Annotated in this window: 18 protein-coding genes; 13 read left to right on the forward strand and 5 right to left on the reverse strand. The window is 62.6% G+C overall.

All coding sequences use genetic code 11. The annotated features are described in order from the left end of the window. Positions 1-88: 88 nt before the first annotated feature. The gene (locus NL528_RS16430) at positions 89-1,840 is read right to left on the reverse strand and encodes a HAMP domain-containing methyl-accepting chemotaxis protein (RefSeq protein ID WP_309183723.1); all 1,752 of its coding nucleotides are present in this window, start codon (positions 1,838-1,840) and stop codon (positions 89-91) included. Between the two features lie 313 nt (positions 1,841-2,153). Here NL528_RS16430 and NL528_RS16435 point away from each other — a divergent pair, with 313 nt between their 5' ends. From NL528_RS16435 to NL528_RS16455, 5 genes are all read left to right on the forward strand, one after another. Next, positions 2,154-3,536: an ethanolamine ammonia-lyase subunit EutB gene (locus tag NL528_RS16435; RefSeq protein ID WP_309183724.1), complete on the forward strand. Its 1,383-nt coding sequence runs from the start codon at positions 2,154-2,156 to the stop codon at positions 3,534-3,536. A gap of 147 nt (positions 3,537-3,683) precedes the next feature. Then, positions 3,684-5,273 (forward strand): B12-binding domain-containing radical SAM protein, encoded by a 1,590-nt coding sequence (locus NL528_RS16440; RefSeq protein ID WP_309183725.1) that lies wholly within the window; start codon positions 3,684-3,686, stop codon positions 5,271-5,273. A gap of 7 nt (positions 5,274-5,280) precedes the next feature. After that, positions 5,281-6,060, forward strand: a complete 780-nt coding sequence (eutC, locus tag NL528_RS16445; protein ID WP_309183726.1) for an ethanolamine ammonia-lyase subunit EutC — start codon at positions 5,281-5,283, stop codon at positions 6,058-6,060. A 42-nt stretch (positions 6,061-6,102) separates the two neighbouring features. Continuing rightward, positions 6,103-7,167: an IS630 family transposase gene (locus tag NL528_RS16450; protein ID WP_309183728.1), complete on the forward strand. Its 1,065-nt coding sequence runs from the start codon at positions 6,103-6,105 to the stop codon at positions 7,165-7,167. Between the two features lie 321 nt (positions 7,168-7,488). After that, positions 7,489-9,867 (forward strand): MMPL family transporter, encoded by a 2,379-nt coding sequence (locus tag NL528_RS16455; protein WP_309183730.1) that lies wholly within the window; start codon positions 7,489-7,491, stop codon positions 9,865-9,867. 39 nt (positions 9,868-9,906) lie between these two features. On the opposite strand, the gene NL528_RS16460 is transcribed toward NL528_RS16455, so the two are convergent. After that, positions 9,907-10,410, reverse strand: a complete 504-nt coding sequence (locus tag NL528_RS16460; RefSeq protein WP_309183732.1) for a hypothetical protein — start codon at positions 10,408-10,410, stop codon at positions 9,907-9,909. A 429-nt stretch (positions 10,411-10,839) separates the two neighbouring features. On the opposite strand from NL528_RS16460, the gene NL528_RS16465 reads away from it, so the two are divergent. The 6 genes from NL528_RS16465 (at position 10,840) to NL528_RS16490 (ending at position 16,984) form a co-directional block, all read left to right on the forward strand. Further along, on the forward strand, positions 10,840-11,076 hold the full coding sequence (locus tag NL528_RS16465) for a hypothetical protein (RefSeq protein ID WP_309183733.1): 237 nt from the start codon (positions 10,840-10,842) through the stop codon (positions 11,074-11,076). 189 nt (positions 11,077-11,265) lie between these two features. Further along, positions 11,266-12,144 carry a squalene synthase HpnC gene (gene hpnC, locus NL528_RS16470; protein WP_309183734.1) on the forward strand — a complete coding sequence of 293 codons (879 nt, stop codon included), beginning with the start codon at positions 11,266-11,268 and terminating at the stop codon, positions 12,142-12,144. Then, positions 12,141-12,977 (forward strand): presqualene diphosphate synthase HpnD, encoded by an 837-nt coding sequence (gene hpnD, locus NL528_RS16475; protein ID WP_309183735.1) that lies wholly within the window; start codon positions 12,141-12,143, stop codon positions 12,975-12,977. Before hpnC ends, hpnD begins: the two co-directional genes overlap by 4 nt. Then, positions 12,977-14,242 carry a hydroxysqualene dehydroxylase HpnE gene (gene hpnE / locus NL528_RS16480; protein WP_309183736.1) on the forward strand — a complete coding sequence of 422 codons (1,266 nt, stop codon included), beginning with the start codon at positions 12,977-12,979 and terminating at the stop codon, positions 14,240-14,242. The genes hpnD and hpnE overlap by 1 nt, the downstream gene beginning before the upstream one ends. A 55-nt stretch (positions 14,243-14,297) precedes the next feature. After that, entirely contained in the window at positions 14,298-16,256 is a 1,959-nt protein-coding gene (shc, locus tag NL528_RS16485) for a squalene--hopene cyclase (RefSeq protein WP_309183737.1), read from the forward strand. A gap of 17 nt (positions 16,257-16,273) precedes the next feature. Continuing rightward, positions 16,274-16,984 carry a phosphorylase gene (locus NL528_RS16490; protein ID WP_309183738.1) on the forward strand — a complete coding sequence of 237 codons (711 nt, stop codon included), beginning with the start codon at positions 16,274-16,276 and terminating at the stop codon, positions 16,982-16,984. A 141-nt stretch (positions 16,985-17,125) separates the two neighbouring features. Here NL528_RS16490 and hpnH read toward each other — a convergent pair whose 3' ends face one another. Further along, positions 17,126-18,286 (reverse strand): adenosyl-hopene transferase HpnH, encoded by a 1,161-nt coding sequence (gene hpnH, locus NL528_RS16495; RefSeq protein WP_309183739.1) that lies wholly within the window; start codon positions 18,284-18,286, stop codon positions 17,126-17,128. A gap of 40 nt (positions 18,287-18,326) precedes the next feature. Further along, the gene (ispH, locus tag NL528_RS16500; protein WP_309183740.1) at positions 18,327-19,253 is read right to left on the reverse strand and encodes a 4-hydroxy-3-methylbut-2-enyl diphosphate reductase; all 927 of its coding nucleotides are present in this window, start codon (positions 19,251-19,253) and stop codon (positions 18,327-18,329) included. Between the two features lie 452 nt (positions 19,254-19,705). Here ispH and NL528_RS16505 point away from each other — a divergent pair, with 452 nt between their 5' ends. After that, positions 19,706-22,321, forward strand: coding sequence for an MMPL family transporter (locus NL528_RS16505; RefSeq protein ID WP_309183742.1), 2,616 nt, complete (start codon positions 19,706-19,708; stop codon positions 22,319-22,321). On the opposite strand, the gene NL528_RS16510 is transcribed toward NL528_RS16505, so the two are convergent. Continuing rightward, complete coding sequence (locus NL528_RS16510) at positions 22,262-22,909, reverse strand: DUF2147 domain-containing protein (RefSeq protein ID WP_309183743.1); 648 nt, start codon at positions 22,907-22,909, stop codon at positions 22,262-22,264. The genes NL528_RS16505 and NL528_RS16510 overlap by 60 nt on opposite strands. A 102-nt stretch (positions 22,910-23,011) precedes the next feature. Between NL528_RS16510 and hpnO the strand changes: the two genes are divergently transcribed. Continuing rightward, entirely contained in the window at positions 23,012-24,403 is a 1,392-nt protein-coding gene (gene hpnO, locus NL528_RS16515; RefSeq protein ID WP_309183744.1) for an aminobacteriohopanetriol synthase HpnO, read from the forward strand. The last annotated feature ends 28 nt before the right edge of the window (positions 24,404-24,431 follow it).

Consider the following 24,431-nt stretch of genomic DNA (forward strand, 5'->3'; position numbering starts at 1 on the left):
ATCCATCTATCCGCTTGCTGAAGCATGGATTGCTTCGTCGCTATCGCTCCTCGCAATGACGAGGAAGGTCCGAGCGGCGCGGCCTAGTTTAGCTCCCCGTCCGCCTTGCGCCTTGAAGCGGATCGGCGCGCAGCGTGCCGAAGAATTTTTCGACCTCGCGGGACAGTGTCGCCGCCGTCGCGGTCAATTCGCTCGATACCGCCAGCACTGATTCGGCGGCCGTAGAGGTCTGGCTCATGGCATCGCGGAGCGAGCCGATGTTGACGACCAGGGTGCCATTGCCCTGCGCGGCCATCTGCGCATTCACCGAAATCTCGCGGGTGGCGGCGTCCTGCTGCCCCACGGCGCCGGCAATATTCGACGTCACCGTGTTGATCTCGCGCACGGCGTTGCCGATCTCGCGGACAGCCTCGACCGAGGTCCGGGTCGATTCCTGGATCGTGCTGACGTTCTGGCCGATCTCGGCGGTCGCTTTCGCGGTCTGTCCGGCCAGCGCCTTGACCTCGTGCGCCACGACCGCGAAACCGCGCCCGGCTTCGCCGGCGCGCGCGGCTTCGATGGTCGCGTTCAGCGCCAGCAGGTTGGTTTGCTCGGCGATCGCCTGGATCAGGCTGAGCACGCCGTCGATGCGCTGGGTGGCCGCGGCAAGGCCCTCGATTTCGGCGATCGATTTGTCGGTGCGCTGGCCCGCCTGCTCGACGGCGCCGGCGGATTGACGGACTTGCCGGCCGATCTCCTGAACCGAGGTGGAGAGTTCTTCTGCGGCGCTGGCGACGGCGGAAACGTTGCTGGCAGCTTGCTCGGTCGCGCCGGAGGCGGCGACGGCGCGTCCGCTGGCGTCGGCTGAGACGCTGGCAATGGTCTCGGCGGTGGCCCGCATCAACGTTGCATTGTCGGTCACTGCGCGCAGCACGCCTCCGATCGCTTCCCGGAACGCGTCGACCGAGGATTCGATGTGCTTGGCGCGCTCTTCGCGGGCCTTGGAGTCCTCGACCACCTGCGAGTTGAGGTTGCGGTTACGGTCCATCGCTTCCTTGAAGATCTGAATCGCGCGCGCCAGCGCGCCGATCTCGTCGGCACGTCTGGTGTGGGGGACCTCGACGTTTTCGTCGCCTTCGGCGACGCGCTTGATGGTGGCTGTGATGACCGACAACGGACGCGCGACCGAACGGAAGATGATCAGCACGCCGATGACGACCACGACCATCGCCAGCACGCCGAGACAGGTCAGCACAAAGGCCATGGTGTGGTTGATGTCGGTCTGCTGCGCCAGCTTCTTGCTGCGTTCGGCGTAGACCTTGGAGAGCGCCTCGAGATCCTTGTTCAGCGCCGAGCGCACTTCACGATTGGCATCATTGTCGCCCCATTCGCGGCCGGCCGCAGCACTGATCTCGACTCCGCGGCGAACCAGCTCTTTCCGGAAGTCGACGAACTGTTCGATCCGCTTCTTGAAGGTGGCGAACTGCTGGGCGTCATCGGCCTGGACGAGTGATTGCCAGCTTGCGACGACCGCGAGAATCCGTTCGTTGAACTTGAGCAGCCCTTCGCCGTATTTCTTTACGACGGCCGGGTCGGTCGACATATAGACGCCGCGAGATTCCATCACGACGGCATAGACCAGCGAATTGATGCGTTCGACGTTCAGCGCCGCGCGGCTGGCGGTGTCGACCGCCTCCATGAGTTCTGCGCTGCGGCGGGTATTGTAGTCGGACAGCGCGGTGATGGCGGCGGTGAGCACCGCGAACAACGCAAAGATCGAATACAGCCTGGCTGCGAGCGAAAACCGGGACGCCGCGGCGGCGACAGGGCTGGGACCGGAGGATTTCATGAGTTCGGCCATAACGGCTCTCCAAAGAGGCCGGTGAGTTCCGTCGGCCGTCAAAAATTATGCTTAACTTGAATGGATTATTTCTTAACGCGCGAAGTTCGCTGCACTGCAACCGTGGAATAAATATATAATAAAATCAAATAGTTGCGTTGCTGTAAACTATTGGTATACAAAATAATTGGTCTGCTGTGACCAGAGGGCGCACCTTTTGGGACCGGGGGCACCAACGATCTGATGGCGATTTCTTCGCTTCCAGTCGGCGAGGGCCATCGTGAAATGATAGCTTGGCGATGCCCATTTCGACGCAGATGGGCCCGGAGCCGCCATGGTCTATCGCCAAGCCATCGATGCCACCAGTTACCTGTTCAATGACCTGCGCGATTTGCTCGCCAGGGCCACGCCGCCGCGGTCCGGCGATCGCCTGGCCGGGATCGCCGCGGACAGCGCCGAGCAGATGATCGCGGCGCGGATGGCGCTCGCCAATGTCCCGCTCAAGCAGTTCCTGAGTGAAACCGTCGTGCCCTACGAGGACGACGAAGTCACCCGCCTGATCGTCGATACCCACGACGCCGCGAGCTTTGCGGCGATATCGTCGCTGACCGTGGGCGCTTTCCGCGATTGGCTGTTGTCCGATGCCGCGACCACGGAGGTGCTGCGCGAGCTGTCGCGCGCGATCACGCCGGAAATGGCGGCGGCGGTTTCAAAACTGATGCGCAATCAGGATATGATCCTGGTCGCGAAAAAATGCCAGGTGACGACCCGCTTCCGCAACACCATCGGCCTCGCTGGGCGGATGAGCGTGCGGCTGCAGCCCAATCATCCCTTCGACGACATCAAGGGCATTACCGCCTCCATCCTCGACGGCATCCTGCTCGGATCGGGCGACGCCTGTATCGGCATCAACCCGGCGAGCGACGATCCCAAGGTGATCGGCGAATTGCTGCGGCTGCTCGACGGCATCATCGCGCGGCTGGAGGTGCCGACCCAGGGCTGCGTGCTGACCCATGTCACCACCACGCTCGGATTGATCGGGCAGGGCGTGCCGGTCGATCTGGTGTTCCAGTCGATTGCCGGGACGGAAGCGGCCAACCGAAGTTTCGGGGTCGACCTGGCGCTGCTGCGTGAAGCGCGGGAGGCGGGGCTGGCGCTGCGCCGCGGCACCGTCGGCGACAATGTGATGTATTTCGAGACCGGGCAGGGCTCGGCGCTCTCGGCCAACGCCCATCACAATGTCGATCAGCAGACCGTGGAGGCCCGGGCCTACGCGGTGGCGCGCGCGTTCGATCCGCTGCTGGTCAACAGCGTGGTCGGCTTCATCGGGCCGGAATATCTCTATGACGGCAAGGAGATCATCCGCGCCGGGCTGGAGGATCACTTTTGCGGCAAGCTGCTCGGCCTGCCGCTCGGCGTCGACGTTTGCTACACCAACCACGCCGAAGCCGACCAGGACGACATGGACAATCTCCTGACGCTGCTGGCCGCCGCCGGCGTGACCTTCATCATGGGGGTGCCGGGCGCCGACGACGTCATGCTGAACTATCAATCCACCTCGTTTCACGATGCGCTTTACGTCCGCGACCTCTTTGGCCTGAAGCGGGCGCCCGAGTTCGACGATTGGCTGCTCCGCAGCGGTCTGGCCGGCAGAGACTTTCGCCTTGCCTCCGATCCAGGCCTGCTGCCCGAATTTGCCTCGAGATTGATTGCGTAAGCGCGGTCCGCGGCGGGTCTTTCCGCGCGACCATTGAACCGTCCGGACGTTAGCCCGCGTCATAATGTTGAAGAATTTCTGGCCCAGCCTGTCAACCCGTGGTTAAATTTGCTGGTTTCGTCCGAGGACGTTTGCGAGGACGTTTGAATGAGAGCTGAGGGCATTGAGACGGTACGGCGCATTCTGTGTGTCTTCCCGCGCTATACGTCTTCTTTTGGTACTTTCGAACACGCCTATCCCCTGACCGACGGCGTTCAGGCTTTCATGCCGCCGCAGGGGCTGCTGCTGATCGCAGCCTATCTCCCGGCCAACTGGCCGGTCCGGTTCATTGACGAGAACATCCGCCCCGCGACCAGTGAAGACTTCGAATGGGCCGAAGCGGTGTTCGTCAGCGGCATGCACATCCAGCGCCAGCAGATGAACGATATCTGCCGCCGCGCGCATGCGTTCGATCTCGCGGTCGCGATCGGCGGGCCGTCGGTCAGCGCATGCCCGGATTACTATCCGTCGTTCGACTATCTCCATGTCGGCGAACTCGGCGACGCGACCAATGAGCTGATCGCGCGGCTGGCGCGCGACACGTCGCGTCCGGAGCAGCAGGTGGTGCTGAAGACCGCCGATCGCGTTGAGATGAGCGACTTTCCGATTCCGGCCTATGAGCTGGCGGAGACCAGGAAATATCTCCTCGGCAGCATCCAGTATTCGAGCGGCTGTCCCTACCAGTGCGAATTCTGCGACATCCCCGGTCTCTACGGCCGCAATCCGCGCCTCAAGACGCCGCAGCAGATCATCGCCGAGCTCGACAAGCTGCGCGAATGCGGCATGACCGACACGGTGTATTTCGTCGACGACAATTTCATCGGCAACCGCAAGGCGGCGCTGGATCTGTTGCCGCACCTCATCGAATGGCAGAAGAAAACCGGCTACATCACGCGGCTTGCCTGCGAGGCGACCCTCAACATCGCCAAGCGGCCGGAAATCCTCGATAAGATGCGCGAGGCCTTCTTCGTCACGGTGTTCTGCGGCATCGAGACCCCGGATCCCGACGCGCTGAAGGCGATGCACAAGGACCACAACATGATGGTCCCGATCCTCGAGGGCATCCACACCATCAACTCCTACGGCATGGAAGTCGTCTCCGGCATCATCATGGGGCTCGACACCGACAAGCCGGAGACCGGCGATGCGCTGCTCGCCTTTGTCGATGAATCCCGGATTCCGCTGCTGACGATCAATCTGCTGCAGGCGCTGCCGAAGACGCCGTTGTGGGACCGACTCGAGCGAGAGGGCCGTCTGATCTCGGAAGATGAAGACCGCGATTCCAATGTCGACTTCCTGCTACCCTATGAGGATGTCGTCAGCTCCTGGAAAAGGTGCATGGAGACCGCCTACGAGCCGGCGAAGCTGTTCGCGCGCTACGAGTACCAGTGCAACTACACCTATACAAACCGGCTGAAAGTGCCTGTCAGCCCGGAAATGAAAAGTTGGCGCAACATCCGGCGCGGTCTGATCATGCTGCGCAACATCGTCTGGAAAGTCGGCGTGCTCGGCGATTACAAGAAGGTGTTCTGGAAGTTTGCGTTTGGTCGGCTGCGGCGCGGCGACATCGAAGGCCTGATCGGATCGTCGATGATTGCGCATCATCTGATCGTGTTTGCGCGCGCAGCTACCAGCGGCCAGCAGAGCGCCTCGAACTATTCGATCCGGCTGCGCGAGGCCTCGGTTCCGGCCGAATGATGCGAACATGAAGCCGCCGGCGCCATCGTCCGGTTCGCTTAAACTTCTGCGCGAGTTGACGCCGGCCCGGGTCGGGCTCGGCCGCACCGGCGCGAGCCTGCCGACCGCAGCGCTGCTCGGCTTTACCCTTGACCACGCGCGGGCGCGCGACGCCGTTCATGCCGCCTTCGATCATGCGGGGATTGTTGCCGGATTGAGCGGCCTCGGCCTGCAGCCGGTGCAGCTTGCCAGCCAGGCGCGCAACCGGCGCGATTATCTCCGCCGTCCCGACCTCGGACGCATGCTCGACGCGGCCTCCCGGAGCGAGCTTGCCGACCGCCGCGGCAAGATCGATCAGCTTGCGATCGTCATCGGTGACGGCCTGTCGCCCGCCGCCGTCAATATTCACGCGGTCGAACTGGTTCGCCATCTCGCGCCACGGTTGGCCGCGGCCGGCATTCCGATCGGCCATGCCGTGGTCGCGTCGGGCGCGCGCGTGGCGCTGGGCGACGAGATCGGCGCCATTCTCGGCGCAAGCATGATGGTGATGCTGATCGGCGAGCGGCCGGGCCTGTCCGCGCCCGACAGCCTCGGGGCCTATCTGACCCATGCACCGCGGATTGGCCTCACCGACGCCGAGCGCAATTGCGTATCCAATATCCACGGCGCTGGGCTGAGTTACGATGAAGCCGCCGCCAAGATCGCGTGGCTGGTGCGCGAGGGCCTGGCGCGGCGGATCACCGGTGTCGCGCTCAAAGATGAGAGCGCCAGTGGAACGGCTCAGCGAATCGCGACCGGCCAAAGCTAGTACCCACTTTTCTTGGATCGTGAGTCGTGATTCAAGATATGGATGATACCCGAAGCAAGAGAAGTCCACCTTTCGAGGAAAGATCGCAAGGTGCTTGAGGCGTGTTGTCGCTCACCGGTGACGTTGCAGCGCGATTTGAAGCGGGCGCGGATAGTTCTGTTGGCGGCGGACGGGCGCAGCACCCGGTCGATCGCCAAGGAAGTTGGGGTCCAGCCGCGGATTGTCAGCCTTTGGCGGCATCGCTATGCCGACCATGGCCTTGAAGGGCTGCAAGACAAGCCGCGGCCCGGCAAGCAGCCGATTTATACGAAGACGACCGACAAGCGGATTCTGAAGCTGCTGGATAAGCCGCCCCCGCAAGGGTTTGCGCGCTGGACCGGCCCTCTGCTGGCCGAGGCGCTGGGCGATGTTGACGTCCAATATGTCTGGCGGTTCCTGCGCAGCCACAAGATTGACCTCGCGGCTCGCAAGTCCTGGTGCGAGAGCACCGACCCGAACTTTACGGCCAAAGCCGCCGATGTTGTTGGCCTCTACGTCGCCCCGCCCGCGAAGGCCATTGTGCTGTGCGTGGACGAGAAGCCCTCGATCCAGGCTTTGGAGCGAGCGCAGGGTTATCTGAAGTTGCCCAATGGCCGCGCCTTGACCGGCCAGAGCCACGATTACAAGCGGCATGGCACCACAACATTGTTTGCGGCGCTCGAAGTCGCCACCGGAAAGATCATCGCAACGCATTCAAAACGCCGTCGTCGCGTCGAGTTTCTCGACTTCATGAACAGCCTCACCGCGGCCTTTCCGGGCCGAAAGCTTCACGTCATCCTCGACAACCTCAACACCCACAAGAAAAACGAGCATTGGCTCAAGGCCCACCCCAACGTGCAATTTCATTTCACGCCGACAAGTGCGTCCTGGCTCAATCAGGTCGAGGTATGGTTTTCGATCTTGCAGGGGCAGTCGCTTAGCGGCACCTCCTTCACAAGCCTCAAGCAGCTTCAGGAACACATCGATGCCTACGTCAACGCGTACAACGACAAAGCCGAGCCCTTCGTCTGGACCAAGAAAAAGGTCCGTCAACGCCGTTTCAAAGGCCGCCGTATCACTCAGCTCTGATTCCGGGTACTAGGGCACAATCCCGGCCCGCCGGCGCAAACCGGACAAGGATTTCCGGAACAGGCCAGCCTGAAGCGCACAAATGCGCGATGCGCACTCTCGTGTGACAAATCAGATACTTAATATCGGTTATCGGCATCGGCGTACGGATTTGACGTCGCCCCTGCGCTTGCCGTATGCGGTTCGGCCCTGTAAAACGGCGGCGGTTAATTTACCGCGTGTTTTCAAGGGCTAGCGCCGATCGGTCAGAGCTGACAAAGCCTCATTCGCGCCCGGAACCCAAGCTAGACAATTTAAGCCGATGTGAGAACTGGACAGGGTATGCTCGAAAAGAACTCCGAAAGTCAGGTCCACGTCGCAGCGACGGAGGAGCGGCCGGCCGGCGCCAGCATCGCCTTCGGGCTCGAGCGCATCGGGCTGATCGCGGTTCAGAAGCCGGTGCTGTCCTGCATCATTCTGGTGGCGCTGATCATTGCGGCCCTTTTCGGCATCGATCGCATCAAGATCGACGATTCGCTGAGCCAGCTGTTCCGCTCCAATTCCAAGGACTACAAGCAATACGAGGCCGTGACCAAGCGCTTCCCGGCGACCGAATTCGACGTGCTGGTCGTGGTCGAAGGCAAGACGCTGCTGGCGCGCGACAACCTCGAGAAGATCCGTGACATGGTCACCGACCTGCAACTGGTCGACGGCGTGCGCGGTCTGGTCTCGCTGTTTTCGGCGCGCCAGGCTCCGGCGCCCGGCAAGCTGCCGGCGGCGCTGTTTCCGCCGGAGCTGCCGGAGGGGGCTGCTTACGACAAATTCGTCGAGACCGTTAAGTCCAACGAGATCATCCGCGGCAAGCTGTTGTCCGAAGACGGCACGCTGGCGCTGGTCGTGCTCTCGCTCGAGCCGAATATCGTCGCCAGCAACAGCCTTACGAAGGCCGTCGGCGATATCAGGAAGATCATGGCCGACGATCTCTCGGGCAGTGGGCTCAACGCGCAGCTGTCCGGCGTTCCCGTCATGCAGCTCGAGATCCGCAACGCGGTCAAGCGCGACGGGCTGACCTACAACATTCTCGGCATTCTGGCCGGCTGCATCATCGCGATCATCTTCTTCCGCAAGATATCGTTCATGGTGGTTGCGGCGTTTCCGCCCATCATCGCGATCCTGCTCGCGCTCGGCGGCCTCGGCTGGGCCGGGTTCAATCTCAACATGTTCCTGAACGTGATGACGCCGCTGATCATGGTGATCAGCTTCTCGGACTCGATGCAGCTGACCTTTGCGGCGCGCGACCGGCTGATCGCGGGCCAGGACAAATACACCGCGTTCAGGAACGCCGTGATGGTTGTGGGGCCGGCCTGCGTGCTGACCCATGGCACCGCCGGCATCTCGTTCATCGCCCTGCAATTTTCGAATTCCGAGCTGATTCGCAAATTCGGCGAGGCGGGACTGGCCGCCACCATCATTGCGCTGATCGCGGTGCTGTCGCTGGTGCCGGTTTTCGGCGTGCTTCTGGTGCGCAACGAAAAGGTCTTTGCGGTGAAATTCCAGAGCGCCGACGCCGGCGTTCAGGCGCTGCGCAATTTCTGCTACTGGATCGCGGTGCGCATGGTTAGCCGCCCCGGTGTGTTCAGCCTGATCGCGGTGATCGTCGTCGGCGGTCTCGGCATCATCTACGCCAATCTGGAGCCGCGCTATCGGCTCGCCGACCAGGTGCCGGACAAGCGGCAGGCGGTGGCGGCTTCAAGCCGCCTGGATGCCAAGCTCACGGGCGCCAATCCGGTCGATGTGCTGATCGAATTCCCCAAGGGCGCCTCGCTCTACGCGCCGGAAACCCTGAAGACGATCGCCGATGTCCATTCGATGGTCGAAACCGCGGCCGGCGTCGGCAACGTCTGGTCGCTGGAAACCTTGCGCCGCTGGCTCGCTGAAAAGGCCGGCAGTTCGGATGTCGCGACGCTGAAGGAATATGTCGGCGTGATTCCCGAACATCTGGTTCGGCGCTTTATCTCGGCCGATCAGGATGCGGTGGTGGTGTCGGGCCGGGTACCCGATCTGGATTCGAGCGAGCTGCTTCCCGTGGTGAATAAACTCGATTCCGCGCTCGACAAGGTGCGCGCCGAGCATCCCGGTTACGAGATCGCGGTCACCGGTCTGTCGGTGATCGCCGCGCGCAACAGCGCCAACATGATTGAAAAACTCAACCGCGGCCTGACCGTCGAATTCCTGCTGGTTGCGATCTTCATCGGCCTGGCGTTCCGCTCTGTGGTGGTGATGTTCTCCTGCATCCTGCCCGGCATTTTCCCGGTCGTGATGTCGGGCACCGTGCTGTGGCTGCTCGGCGAAGGGCTGCAATTCGCCAGCGTCGTGGCGCTGACCGTGTCGTTTGGCCTCGGCCTCAGCGCGACGATCCACTTCCTCAACCGCCTGCGGCTGGAGCGAAAGCCGGGCATCAGCGCGGAACTGGCGGTGGAGCGCGCCACCGTGCTGGTCGGTCCGGCACTGATCCTGACCACGGTGGTGCTGGCTTGCGGCCTCGTCGTAACGGTGTTTTCCGACCTGCCGTCGCTGCGCCTGTTCGGCTGGCTCAGCGCGTTCTCGATGATCGCAGCCCTCGTCGCCGACCTCTTCATCCTGCGGCCGACGTCGATGTTCCTGATCAATTTGTCGGAAAAGCTTCGCGGGACCGCAGGTCACGCGAAGCCGGCAGAGTAGGTCTGGTGTTGAGTTGGGGTACCGGACGAAGGGCTTAGATCAGCCCTTCGTCATCGTGATCGAGACGCCGCGGATTTCGCCCTTGGAGTCGATCTGGACGATTTGCTTGCTGCCGTTGGTGCGCAGGTTCAGATTGGCGGCAAAGCCGGAAGCCTCGACGAACACGTCGATCTGGCCGCCGCCCGCGGTACCCTGCAGATTGCCGAAGATGTTGCGGCTCTTTTCGCTCCAGTTGCCGGAGATGCGGTCGCCCTGGCTGGTGACGTCGCTACTGAGATCGAACTTGTAGCTGTCGCTGGCGCAATGCAGGTTCTGCTTCAGGCCGAGCCCGGAGGCGTTGACCTTGTAGTCGGCCTTGCAACGGATGTGCTCGGTGGTGCCGTTGGACAGCGCAACCGTGCCCGAGCCACTCCAGGAACCGTCAAAACCGGCAAACGGCCCTGACGCCTGGGCGTGACCTGCCGAGACCGACAGCATGAGCGCGGCGCCGACGCCTGCAGCCTTGACAGCCTGACCGAACAAGCTGGAACCAAACATTTTCATAGCGAATTTTCCCATCAAAATAGACGTTCTTTCGAAAAGACCCGTCTCGCCGCATCGAAGATTTAGTGTCCCCGCAGTATGTTAGGTTCAAAATGACAAAATGCCGGCTGCGGCAATCGCCGCGCAAATAGCATTTCGCTCAGCGGAATCAAACCATCCGATGATCCAGGCGTCGCGGACACGCATCTAACTTTCCGCCGCCATCGTCTGCAACAGCCATTTTCGAACAAAGCTAGCCTTAAAAATATACTCTATATATCAAATGGTTGTCCGGGAGGTGAGCCCCACTGCAAATTTGGCCGCATTTACCAGTGCTTGTTCTTTTTTCGTTGCTGCGGTACGCGGCGTCTGCAATCCCAACAAATCCGTCCCGGCCATGCCGAAACGCAATTCGGGAACAGGTTTTTGCTGCCTAAATGAAGGAATACGATGCGTAAATTTCTCCTGGTTCTCGCCCTTATGTCGACATCGGTTTCGTCGGACGCCTTTGCCCAGCAGCAACGCAGCGGCACGCCCGAGGAGCAAAAGGCCTGCGCCCGTGACGTGCAGCGCTACTGCCGCCCGGTGATAGATCAGGGCGACTTCACCATTCTCGCTTGCCTGCAGACCAATCGCCCCAAGATATCCGTGGCGTGCGATCAGGTGCTGAAAAGCCACGGGCAATAGACCGCGCGCGCATCCAAAAGTCGCCGCAAGGCGCGTGACCGGTGTGTGAGATCCGGCACGCAGGCATGCATGGCTGGCTGAGATAGCATTGGTTTTGGCGGCGTATTCCCCTATATGGGGCACGCGATCCCTCGCATGCGCTGAGCATCGGCGTATGCGCCATGCCCAGATGAATGTAGCCAGTTCCTGATGACCAGCGCGAGCGATCTGCGATCCGGAAAGACCCACCGCGACGAGAATTTTCCGGTCGCGTCGTGGATCATTCATCCGCGTCACCGGGCGCTGATCCTGGCGTTCTACAATTTCGTCAGGACCGCCGACGATATTGCCGATCACGCGACGCTGAGTGCCGAGGAAAAGCTCGGCTACCTCGATCTGCTCGAAGCCGAATTGCTGGGCAAGGGCGACACGCAGAAGGAGGCGGTCAATCTGCGGATCGCGCTGGCCGAGCGCGCGATGCCGCCGCGTCATGCGCTCGATGTCCTGATCGCGTTCCGGATGGACGTGACGAAACTTCGCTACGAGAATTGGGACGACGTCATTCATTATTGCCGCTACTCGGCGATGCCGGTCGGGCGCTTCATGCTCGACGTGCATGGCGAGAGCACCTCGACCTGGGCCGCGTCGGACGCGCTGTGCGCAGCCTTGCAAATCAACAACCACCTGCAGGATTGCGCCAAGGACTACCGGAATCTCAACCGCGTCTACCTGCCGCGCGACGCGCTGGCGGCCTCGGGGGCGACCGTCGAGATGCTGGGAGCGCCGAAGTCGCCCGCGGCGCTGCTGCAATGCCTGAAGGCGCTGGCGGTGCGGACCGCAACGCTGCTCGACGAAAGCAAATCGCTCGCCGCCGAGGTGAGGGATTTCCGGCTCGGGCTCGAGATTTCGGTGATCCAGGCCTTCGCCGACAGGATTGTCGGCATGCTGAAAGTGCGCGATCCCCTCAGCGAGCGCGTGCATCTTGGTCCGCTCGAACTGCTCGGTCAGAGCGTCGGTGGCATCGCCAGCGAGATCGCGCGCCGTGCGGTCGGACGCCGGCCCCTGTCGAAACCGGCGGCCGGCGCATGACGCTCGAGGCGGCGGCCAACGCAAATTACGATACGACCGCGTCCGGCAGTTCGTTCTACGCGGCGATGCGCATCCTGCCGCGCGAACAGCGCGAGGCGATGTTCCAGATCTACAGTTTTTGCCGTCAGGTCGACGACATCGCGGATTCCGACGGCCCGCGGCCCGAGCGGCTGGCCGCCCTGCAGCAATGGCGCGATGATATCGACGCGCTGTATCAGGGCCGCCCGCCGGCGCGGCTGCAGGATTACGTGGCGTCGGTTCGAAGGTTCGGTCTCAAGCGCGAGGACTTCCTGGCCATCGTCGATGGCATGGAGATGGACGTTCCGCAGGACATCCGCGCGCCGGATCTGGCCACGCTCGATCTGTACTGCGACCGCGTTGCCAGCGCCGTCGGACGTCTGTCGGTGCGGGTGTTCGGCTTGCCCGAGAATGACGGCATCCTGCTCGCCCATCACCTCGGCCGCGCGCTGCAATTGACCAACATCCTGCGCGACATCGACGAGGACGCGGGCCTTGGCCGTCTGTACCTGCCGCGCGAAGGCCTGCTGCATGCCGGGATCACCAGCGACGATCCGCTCAAGGTGTCGGCCGAACGGGCGTTGCCGAAAGTATGCCTGCCGCTGGTCGAGCGGGCGAGGGCGCATTTCGAAAAGTCCGACGAGATCATGAAGCGCAATTCGCGGCGCGCGGTGCGCGCGCCAAGGATCATGTCGAAATATTATCGCGCGATACTGGAGCTATTGGTTGCACGGGGATTCGCATCCCCGCGCGCGCCGGTTCGCGTCAACAAGATGGCCAAGCTCGCCATCCTGCTCCGCTACGCGATCATCTGATGCAGAAAACCGTTCATATCATCGGCGCCGGCATTTCCGGCCTCTCGGCGGCCGTCCGGCTGGCCAACGCCAATTACAGGGTGCACGTCCACGAGGCGACGCAAACGGCCGGCGGCCGCTGCCGATCCTATTTCGACGCCGCGACCAATCTCATGATCGACAACGGCAATCATTTGCTGCTGTCGGGTAACCGCCACGCGTTGGCCTACGCCAGATCGATCGGCACCGAGGCCGGGCTGGTCGGACCGAAGCGGGCGCAATTTCCGTTCGTCGACCTGACCAGCGGCAAGCGCTGGCAACTCGATCTCGGCGACTCCAAATTGCCGCTCTGGGTGTTCGATGCGGCGCGCCGCGTGCCCGACACCGGCCTGCTGGATTATCTCGCGCTGATGCCTCTGATCTGGGCAGGGACGGACAAGCTGGTCGGCAACGCGATCCCTTGCGACGGCACGCTGTACCGGCGGCTGGTGCAGCCGCTGTTGCTGGCCGCGCTCAACGTCGACCCGCCCGAGGGCTCGGCGGGCCTTGCCGGCGCGATTGTGCGGGAAACCCTGCTGGCCGGCGGCCAGGCCTGCCGGCCGCTGATCGCGCGTGACGGTTTGAGTTCGGTGCTGATCGAGCCCGCGGTCAAGCTGCTGCAGGAAAAAGGCGCCACCATCCAGTTCGGGCATGAACTGCGCGAGTTCGTGATGGCCGGCGACAAGGTCGTCGAATTGAAATTTGGCGACGACACGATCGCCCTCGGAGCCGACGATGCCGTGGTGCTCGCCGTTCCGCCACGCCCGGCGGCTTCGCTGCTGCCGGGCCTGAAAACGCCGTCGAAATTCCGCGCCATCGTCAATGCGCATTTCCGCTTCGATCCGCCGAAGGATGCGCCGGCCATCCTCGGCGTCGTCGGCGGACTGGTGGAGTGGCTGTTTGCGTTTCCGCAGCGGCTGTCGGTCACCATCAGCAATGGCGACCGGCTGGTCGATATGCCGCGCGAGGAACTCGCGCAGGCAATCTGGCGGGATGTCTGCAAGGCCGCGGGCGTGCAGGGCGAATTGCCGCCGCCATTACCTCCTTGGCAGATCGTGCGCGAACGCCGTGCGACGTTCGAGGCGACGCCGGAGCAGAATGCGCTGCGGCCGGGCCCGGTTACCGCCCATAAAAACCTGTTTCTCGCCGGCGACTGGACTGATACGGGGTTGCCGGCAACCATCGAGGGTTCGGTGCGGTCCGGGGACCGTGCTGCCGATCTGGTTCTGGCGAGGCCGCCGGGCTGATCGGACACAGCGCCGGCGGTCCGCCGGTCGCGCAAACAGGGGGATGTAAAGCGAAATGCTTTCCGGCCATCACACCGCTGCAGTCGATCAAGCCACGCTGGAGAAGAGCATCTCCCAGGCGACGCAGGCGCTGCTCGGCTATCGCCAATCCGACGGGCACTGGGTGTTCGAGCTTGAACCCGACAGCACGATCCCGGCGGAATATGTGCTGCTGCGCCACTATCTCGGCGAGCCCGTCGACAGCGTGCTGGAGGCCAAGATCGCGAACTATCTGCGCCGCGTCCAGGGCGATCATGGCGGCTGGCCGCTGGTGCAGGACGGCGCGTTCGACATGAGCGCCAGCGTCAAATGCTATTTTGCACTGAAGATGATCGGCGATTCCGTCGACGCGCCGCATATGGTGCGGGCGCGCCAGGCGATCCTGTCGCGCGGCGGCGGCATCCACAGCAACGTTTTCACCCGGTTCATGCTGGCGATGTTCGAGGTGCTGACCTGGCGCAGCGTGCCGGTGCTGCCGATCGAGATCATGCTGCTGCCGATGTGGTCGCCGTTCCACATCAACAAGATCTCGTACTGGGCGCGCACCACGATGGTGCCGCTGATGGTGCTGGCGGCGCTGAAGCCGCGCGCGAAAAACCCGAAAGGCGTCGGCATCGACGAGTTGTTCCTGCAGGATCCGCGTTCGATCGGCATGACCGCCAAGGCGCCGCATCAAAGCTGGGGCTGGTTCGCGCTGTTCCGCGCGCTGGACATCGTGCTGCGGTTTCTCGAACCGATGTTTCCCAAGAAGCTCCGCGCGAGGGCGATCGAGCGCGCCGTTGAGTTTATCGAAGTGCGGCTGAACGGCGAAGACGGGCTCGGCGCGATCTATCCGCCGATGGCCAACGCCGTGATGATGTATGAGGCGTTCGGCAGGCCCGCGGATTATCCACCGCGCGCCGTCACAAGGCGGGGTCTCGACAAGCTGCTCGTGATCCGCGAGCACGAAGCCTATTGCCAGCCCTGCGTTTCGCCGGTGTGGGACACCGCGCTCGCCTGCCACGCGATGATCGAAGCCGGGGGTGAGGCGATGCTGCCGGCCAAGCAGGGCCTGGATTGGCTGAAGCCGAAGCAGGTGCTGGACCTCAAGGGCGACTGGGCCGTGAAACGCCCCGACGTGCGGCCGGGCGGTTGGGCGTTCCAGTACAACAATGACTATTATCCCGATCTCGACGACACCGCCGTGGTGGTGATGGCGATGGATCGCGTACGGCGGCAATCCGGCAGCGGCGAATACGACGTTGCGATCGCGCGCGGCCGCGAGTGGATCGAGGGCATGCAGAGCCGCAACGGCGGCTGGGCCGCCTTCGACGTGGACAACCTCGAATACTACCTCAACAACATCCCGTTCTCCGACCATGGCGCGCTGCTCGATCCGCCGACCGAGGACGTCACCGCTCGCTGCCTCTCGATGCTGGCGCAACTCGGCGAGACCGCCCAGACCAGCAAGGCGGTGGCGGACGGGGTCGCCTATCTGCGCCGGACCCAGTTGGCGGAGGGATCGTGGTACGGCCGCTGGGGGCTGAACTACGTCTATGGAACCTGGTCGGTGCTGTGCGCGCTCAATGCCGCCGGAATCGACCACCAGGACCCGATGACGCGCAAGGCGGTGGACTGGCTGATTTCGATCCAGAACCGGGATGGCGGCTGGGGCGAGGATGCGGTCAGCTACCGACTCGACTACAAGGGATTTGAGGGCGCGCCGTCGACCTCCTCGCAAACGGCATGGGCCTTGCTTGGACTGATGGCGGCGGGCGAGGTCGAAAACCCGGCTGTCGCCCGTGGCGTGGAGTACCTAAAAAGCACACAGACCGAAAAAGGGCTGTGGGACGAGGCGCGCTACACGGCAACGGGCTTTCCGAGGGTGTTTTACTTGCGTTATCATGGCTACTCGAAGTTCTTTCCGCTCTGGGCGCTGGCGCGGTATCGAAATTTGAGCAGCACCAACAACAGGGTGGTAGGGGTCGGGATGTGATTTTGGCGGGGGCCGCCGTGACCGTGGGCAATACGATTGATCCACGGCCGGTTTTGATCGTGACAGGTTTGGTGCAGGAGGCCCGCATAGCGGCCGGGCCCGGCATGATCGTGATCTGCAGTTCCAGCGATCCGCAGCAATTGCGCGCGCTGCTCGCGACGCTGGATTCGACCACATTCAGGGGCGTCATCTCGTTCGGCGTCGCCGGCGGGCTCGATCCGTCGCTGAAGTCCGGCGACGTGGTGGTGGCGACCGAAGTGTATGCCGGCGACACCCGCTTTCTGGCCGGTCTTGCGCTCAACGAGGAAATGATCGCCAGCGCCGCGCTGCGCCGCCGGCGCGTGGTCCGGGGCGTTCTGGCGGGGGTGGAACAGGTGATCGCGGCGACGGCCTGCAAGGCGGCGCTGCACTCCGAGACGGGGGCTGCTGCCGTCGACATGGAGAGCCATATTGCGGCGGCCTATGCGGCCGAGGCTGGCCTTCCGTTCGCAGCCTTGCGGGTCATCAGCGATCCGGCCAGCCGCGCGCTGCCGGCGCTCGCCATGAGCGCGGTCAAGCCGAACGGCGATATCGATCTGCGCAAGGTGCTGCGCGGGGTTGCGCGCAACCCGAGAACGCTGCGCGCGCTGGTCTCGACCGGGATCGATTTCAATCGCGCGCTGCGTTCCCTGCGCGGCTGCCGGGGCTTTCTGCTCGGCGGTGAGGGGCTCGTCACCGCGGATATCTGACAGGCGCTGGCGTCAAGCCGGCTTCAATAAAAACGCCGCTCCCAGAGAGCGGCGTTTTCGCGTTTTGGCAGTAACTTAACTATCCGATCAGCCGCACCTAAAAGCGCAACGAATGGCAACCCGTTGCGCCCCCGGCCGCGCTCAGGCGGCGGTGGACGCCTTTTGCTGCTGCTTCGCCGCGGCGGCAGCCGCCTCATCCTTGCGGATCTCCGACAGCCGCTTCTGCACCTCGGCCGAGAAGATGTACTGCGCCGGACGCTGCTTATCGAGATTGATCTCGGGCGCCATCGGACCCGTGGTCCTGACGCCGCGCAGCGCCACCCACATTGCCTTTAACGGATTGGTCAGCGCCGCATTCGCAGCGGTCGGCTCGTAACCGCAATGCGCCATGCAGTCGGCGCACTTCTCGTACTTGCCGGTGCCGTAGGTCTCCCAGTCGGTGGTCTCCATCAATTCCTTGAAGGTCTTGGTGTAGCCCTCGCCGAGCAGATAGCAGGGCTTTTGCCAGCCGAAGATGTTGCGCGCGGGCATGCCCCAGGGCGTGCATTCGTATTCCTGGTTGCCGGCGAGGAAGTCGAGGAACAGGCCGGAGTGCATGAAGTTCCACTTCTTGCCCTTGCCGAGCGCAAACACGTCGCGGAACAGTTTCTTGGTCTTGGTGCGGTTGAGGAAGTGCTCCTGGTCCGGCGCGCGCTCATAGGCGTAGCCGGGCGACATCGAGACGCCGACGCCGAGCTCGGTGGTGAAGTCGAGGAATTTGGCGATCTCTTCCGCCGGATGGCCGTCGAAGATGGTGGCGTTGACGTTGACGGTGAAGCCGCGGGCCTTGGCAGCCTTGATCGCCGACACCGCGCGGTCGAACACGCCCTTCTGCGACACCGCCTTGTCGTGGTGTTCCTTCAGGCCGTCGAGATGCACCGAGAAGAACAGGTAGGGCGACGGCTCGAACAGGTCGAGCTTCTTCTCGAGCAGCAGCGCGTTGGTGCACAGCGAGACGAACTTCTTGCGCGCGACGAGGCCGCGCACGATCTCGCCGATCTCCTTGTGGATCAACGGTTCGCCGCCGGGGATCGCCACCATCGGCGCGCCGCATTCATCGGCCGCGTCCCAGCATTCCTGCGCCGACATGCGGCGATTGAGGATCGCATCGGGATAGTCGATCTTGCCGCAGCCGACGCATGCGAGGTTGCAGCGGAACAACGGTTCCAGCATCAGCACCAGCGGATAGCGTTTCCGGCCAAGCAGCTTCTGCTTGATGAGGTAGCCGCCGATACGCATTTCCTTGAAGAACGGTATAGCCATTACAAGTTCTCTTTCTGGACCTAACAAGTCGTGAAGTGGATCAGCCCGCAGTCAGTTCGGCTGGAAGCCGGAATTCGATATTTTCTTCCCGGCCCGAAAGCACCGAGACCTTGACGGGTCCGATGCGCCTCAAAGCCTCGATCACGTCGTCGACCAAAACTTCGGGCGCCGAGGCGCCCGCCGTAATGCCGACGGCTTTCGCATCCTTCAGCCAATCGGGGTTGAGCTCGCTGCCATCGGCAATGAGATAACTCGCGACGCCGACTTCGGTGCCGATTTCCCGTAGCCTGTTTGAGTTGGAACTATTGGCGGCCCCCACCACCAAAATGACGTCCACCAGTTTGCTCAGATCCCTTACCGCAGATTGGCGGTTCTGTGTCGCATAGCAGATATCCCGGATGTCCGGGCCTTGAATATCCGTAAATCGGGCCTGAAGGGCGGCAATTATGTCTTTTGTGTCGTCCACGCTCAGGGTGGTCTGGGTGATATAGGCCACCGGGGTGTCGGCCGGCAGCGTCAGGGCCGCCACGTCGTCGACGTTCTGGACCAGCAGAACCGGGCCTGGAACCTGGCCCATGGTTCCCTCGACCTCGGGATGGCCGGCATGGCCGATCAGGATCAGGGCCCGGCCTTTCGACATATAGCGCTTGCCCTGATTATGGACCTTGGTGACCAGCGGGCAGGTGGCATTGAGGACCGGCAGGCCGCGGACCGCAGCCTCCTCCTCGACGCTCCGTGCCACGCCATGGGCGCTGAACACGGTCACGGCGAGCGGCGGTACTTCCGACAAATCCTCGACGAAAATAGCGCCTTTGTTCTTCAGGCTTTCGACCACGTATTTATTGTGGACGATCTCGTGGCGCACATAGACCGGCGGGCCATACTTCTCAAGCGCACGCTCGACGATCTCGATGGCACGCACGACGCCCGCGCAAAACCCGCGCGGTTGAGCCAAATACACTTCCATGGGACGTCCACTACGCAAGTTGCACCAAAATCATTCAAAAGCCCCCGTGCCGTCCGGATATGCCCGATATCTGCAATATTCGCACCATGACCGGTTCCGGCGCTTAAATCCCGGCCCAAGCGCATGGAAGCACAGGGCTTTGTGTCAAAAAATCAGCGCTTCGAAAAGGTGCAACGCGAAAGTTCGCGCCCGCCATCCCATGCTACGGTAATATGATACGCCCCGCTCGTCCCCTGCGACCCTCTTGCCTTCGCTGGCCGCCACTTTATCGCCCTTCGTGGCGGTCTATACCGAGCCTTCAACGCCGTTTTGCGCTGTTTTGTTGCCCGTTCTTGAACCCCGAAGACGGTAACCAAAACAACATTAGATCGGTCCCTGGAACTCCGCTAGACAGCGGGCGTTTTCGGCAAGCTCCTTAAGCCCAAGCTCCTTAAGCCTGAGAAAGAATCGATGTGCTGACAAGTACTGTTGTCTCGATTGTTAGAACGTGTACGCGGTTTGCCATTCCTGTTGTGATTGTCTCGCTGGTCCTCGCGATCGGCGCGGGCTTCTATACCGCCCGGAACTTCTCCATCAACACCGACATCAACAAGCTGATTTCGTCCGAGCTCGACTGGCGCAAGCGCGACAATCAGTTCGAGGAGGCGTTCGACCGGGAGCGGCTGATTCTGGCCGTGGTCGAGGCCCCGACGCCTGAACTCTCCAGTGCCGCGACCAAGGCGCTGACGCAGAAGCTTTCCGGCGACACCCGGAATTTCGAGTCGGTGACGCCGCTCGGTTCGGGCGAGTTCTTTGAAAAGAACGGGCTGTTGTTCTTGCCGGTGGAAGAGGTCGGCCAGGTCACCGGCCAGCTCGAATCCGCAGCGCCCCTGATCGAGATCATGGCCGGCGATCCGTCGATCCGTGGTTTGACCGGCGCGCTGGAAACCGGCCTGGCCGGCATCAAGCGCGGGCAGGCCAAGCTGGAAAATGCCGAGCGGCCCTTCAACCTGATCGCCCAGACCGTCGAGAACGTGGTGAGCAAGGGAACCGGCACGTTCTCCTGGCGCGAGCTCACCAGCGACAAGCCGTCGACCGACGCCGACCGGCGTTCCTTCATCGAATTCAAGCCGATCCTCGATTACAACGCGCTGCAGCCCGGCAAGGACGCCACCGACGCGATCAGGCAGGCGGCCAAGGATCTCAATTTCGCCAGCGAATACGGCGCGCGGGTCCGGCTGACCGGACCGGTTCCGATGGCCAATGAAGAATACGCCACGGTGCAGGACGGCGCGATCACCAATGGCATCGGCACCGTCGTGATCGTGCTTGTGATTCTCTGGCTGGCGCTGCACTCGGCGAAGATCATCTTCGCCGTGTTCGTCAATCTGTTCGTCGGCCTTTCGGTCACCACGGCAGTCGGCCTGATGATGGTGGGCTCGCTGAACCTGCTGTCGATCGCATTCGCGGTGTTGTTCGTCGGTCTCGGCGTCGACTTCGGCATTCAGTACAGCGTCCGCTACCGTTCCGAGCGGTTCAAGAACGACAATTTGCCGCTGGCGCTGGAGAATGCGGCGCGTCGCGCCGCGGTGCCGCTCTCGCTTGCGGCGATGGCGACGGCGGCGGGTTTCCTGTGCTTCCTGCCGACCGACTACAAGGGCATCTCGGAGCTCGGCAAGATCGCCGGCGCCGGCATGCTGGTTGCGTTCCTGACCAGCATCACGACGTTGCCGGCGCTGTTGGACCTGCTCAATCCTCCCGGGGAAAAGGACCCCGTCGGCTATGCGTTCCTGGCGCCGGTTGACCACTTCCTCGAAAAGCATCGCGTCATCATCATCGTCGGCACGCTGCTGGTGGCGGTGGCGGGCCTGCCGCTGCTCTATTTCATGAAGTTCGACTTCAATCCGATCAATCTTCGCAACAAGAACGCCGAGTCGATCGCGACCTTCCTCGATCTGAGAAAGGATCCGAACACCGGCGCCAACGCCATCAATGTGATGACGAATTCGGAGGCCGACGCGAAGAAGATCGAAGCAAAGCTGGAGAAGCTGCCGGAAGTGCTTCGCGTCATGTCGCTCGACAGCTTCGTGCCGGAGGACCAGCCGGCCAAGCTGAAGCTGATCGCGCAGGCCGCCAAGGTGGTTGGTCCGGCGCTCAATCCCGATTCCATCGATGCGGCGCCCTCTGACGCGGAGAATGTGGACGCGCTGAAGAGCTCGGTCGAGAGCCTGCGCAAAACCGCCGGCGACAACAAGAGTGCGGGCGCCAACGCCGCGCGACGGTTGGCTGACGCACTGTCAAAGCTTGCCGAATCCAGTCAGGCCACGCGCGAAAAGACCCAGGATGTTTTCGTCGCCCCGCTCAAGATCGTGTTCGACCAGTTGAAGAACACGCTGCAGGCACAGCCGGTCAGCCTGAAGACGCTGCCGGCCGATCTCGTCAACGGCTGGAAGACCAAGGACGGCCTGATGCGCGTCGAGGCCTTGCCGAAGGGCGATCCCAACGACAACGACAATCTGCGCCGGTTCGCCGATGCCGTTCTGGTCGCCGAGCCGACCGCGATCGGGGGACCGGTCTCGATCCTCAAATCCGGCGACGTCGTCGTGAGCGCGTTCATCCACGCCGGCATCTACGCGCTGGTCGTGATCGGCCTGTTGCTCTGGCTGACGCTGCAGCGGATCACCGACGTGCTGATGACGCTGATCCCGCTGCTGGTGGCCGGCATCGTGACGCTGGAGATCTGCGTGTTGATCGGGCTGCCGCTCAATTTCGCGAATATCGTAGCATTGCCGCTGCTGCTCGGCGTCGGCGTCGCGTTCAAGATTTATTATGTGACGGCGTGGCGCTCGGGCAGAACGAATCTGCTGCAGACCAGCCTGACGCGCGCGATCTTTTTCAGTGCGATGACGACGGCCACGGCGTTCGGCAGCCTGTGGCTGTCGAGCCATCCGGGCACAGCAAGCATGGGCAAGCTGCTGGCGCTGTCGCTCGTCACCACCCTTGCCGCGGTGCTGCTGTTCCAGCCCGCGCTAATGGGCAAACCGCGCAATATCGGGAAGGAGACAGATATCGCCAACGACGTCACCTGACGGCGCGGCGGCCTGCTTTTGTCCGGCAGGCTTGGGAGCGGGGTTCACTGAACCGGTGGTCTTCGGGCTGACCGGTGCTCCAGCCTTCGCCTGAGCAGGCGTCGTGCCCTTCACCGCGCCCTTGGCCATGCTGTTCGCCGGACTTGAGGGGATCGGAGGCGCGACGCGGGTCCAGGTCTCGCCGCCGCAAAGAAAGCCCAGTACGCAGCCTTGAATCTCCATCTGGTCGGTACCAGTTGGCTTGATGGTCGAGCTGTAAAACTGCCCGTCCTTGGCGTTATAGACTTGGCCTTCCCACGCATCGACGCCCGCCTTTTTCTTCATGTCGATCAGGATCGGCATGCCGAGCGTCGGCCTTGTCTGCTTTGAGGCATCCGGATTGTGAATATCCTTGCCACCCGGCCTTTGCTCCCAGGCAACGGCACCCCACATGCTGCCATTGCATTGCGCGACTCGGATGTTGGCGACACCATCGGCCACCTTCCAGTCGCCGGTAGGGTCCGCCGCCAGCGCCGAGCAAAGACCCGTGGCCAAAAAAAGTCCGGAATAGGCTATTGTGCGCGCGATCGTCCTTGGGCAGTGCAACATGGTTTGAACCTATGCTTAATTAGATGATCCAGCGGGGGGCAAAACGCACCGCAATGAGCGTTTTCAGTTGACGAAATGGCCATCAAGCGAAGTATGTAGCGGATGCTAAGTTCAAATCTAGACGTTTCCGAGATGTTTGTGGAGCGGCAGGCGCAGCGCAGTTCCATGCATGCGCGCCATTTGAACGAGCAGCTCGTTCGCGTGCTCAAGACCATCGGCTACGATGTCGGCTTTCAGAAGGGGCAAGGTCAATATCTCTTCGATCGCGATGGGGCCAAGTATCTCGATCTACTGAGCGGTTTTGGCGTTTTTGCGATTGGCCGCAATCATCCGGCGCTGCGCCAGGCGCTCAAGAGCGTGCTCGACAGCGATTTGCCCAATCTGGTGCAGCTTGACGTTTCAACGCTAGCGGGCGTGCTCGCCGAGCGCTTGCTCGAACATGTCCCATATCTGGACAAGGTGTTCTTTGCCAATTCCGGCGCGGAAACCGTCGAAGCCGCGATCAAGTTCGCGCGCGGCGCGACCGGCCGGCCCGGCATCGTCTACTGCGCCCATTCCTTCCACGGGCTGTCCTATGGCGCGCTGTCGCTGACCGACGATCCGAATTTTCGCGGCGGCTTCGAGCCGCTGCTGCCGGGGTGCACCGCCATCCCTTTTAACGATCTCGCAGCGCTCGAGCAGGCCCTGTCGTCGCGACAGGTCGCCGCCTTCATCGTCGAGCCGATCCAGGGCAAGGGCGTCAACATGCCCTCCGATGAATTCCTGCCGGGGGCCGCCGCACTCTGCCGCAAATACGGATCGTTGTTCATCGCCGATGAGATCCAGACCGGCATCGGCCGCACCGGAAAATTCCTCGCGGTCGAGCACTGGAATGTCGAACCCGACATGGTGCTGCTGGCGAAGGCGCTGTCCGGCGGACACGTCCCGGTCGGCGCGCTTCTGACCCGCAAGAACATCTTCGACAAGATCTTCAATCAGATGGACCGCGCCGTCGTGCACGGCTCGACCTTTGCGAAAAATGATCTGGCGATGGCGGCCGGTATCGCCACGCTCGAAGTGATGAAGGCCGAAAAACTGGTCGAGCAGGCGGCCAAGCGCGGCGCCGAGCTCCGGCTGGCGCTGACCCGGATGGTGCCGGGCTACGAATTGCTGAAGGAAGTGCGCGGCAAGGGCTTGATGATCGGGGTCGAGTTCGGTCCGCCGAAATCGCTGCGGCTCAAGGCATCCTGGAATGTGCTGGAAACCGCCAACAAGGGCCTGTTCTGCCAGCTCATCACCGTGCCGCTGTTCAAGGATCACAAGATCCTGACGCAGGTCTCCGGCCACGGCAGCCACACCATCAAGCTGCTGCCGCCGCTCGTCATCACCGACGAGGATTGCAGCTGGATCGAAAAGGCGTTCGACACCGTGATCGCCTCCAGCCACAAGGTCCCCGGCGCGATCTGGTCGCTCGGCAAGACGCTGGTCGACAACGCGGTGCGGAAGTCGGCGTAGGCAACAATTCCAGCCGTCAATGCCCCGT

Origin of the sequence: Bradyrhizobium sp. Ash2021, assembly GCF_031202265.1 — a bacterium.
GTDB lineage: Bacteria > Pseudomonadota > Alphaproteobacteria > Rhizobiales > Xanthobacteraceae > Bradyrhizobium.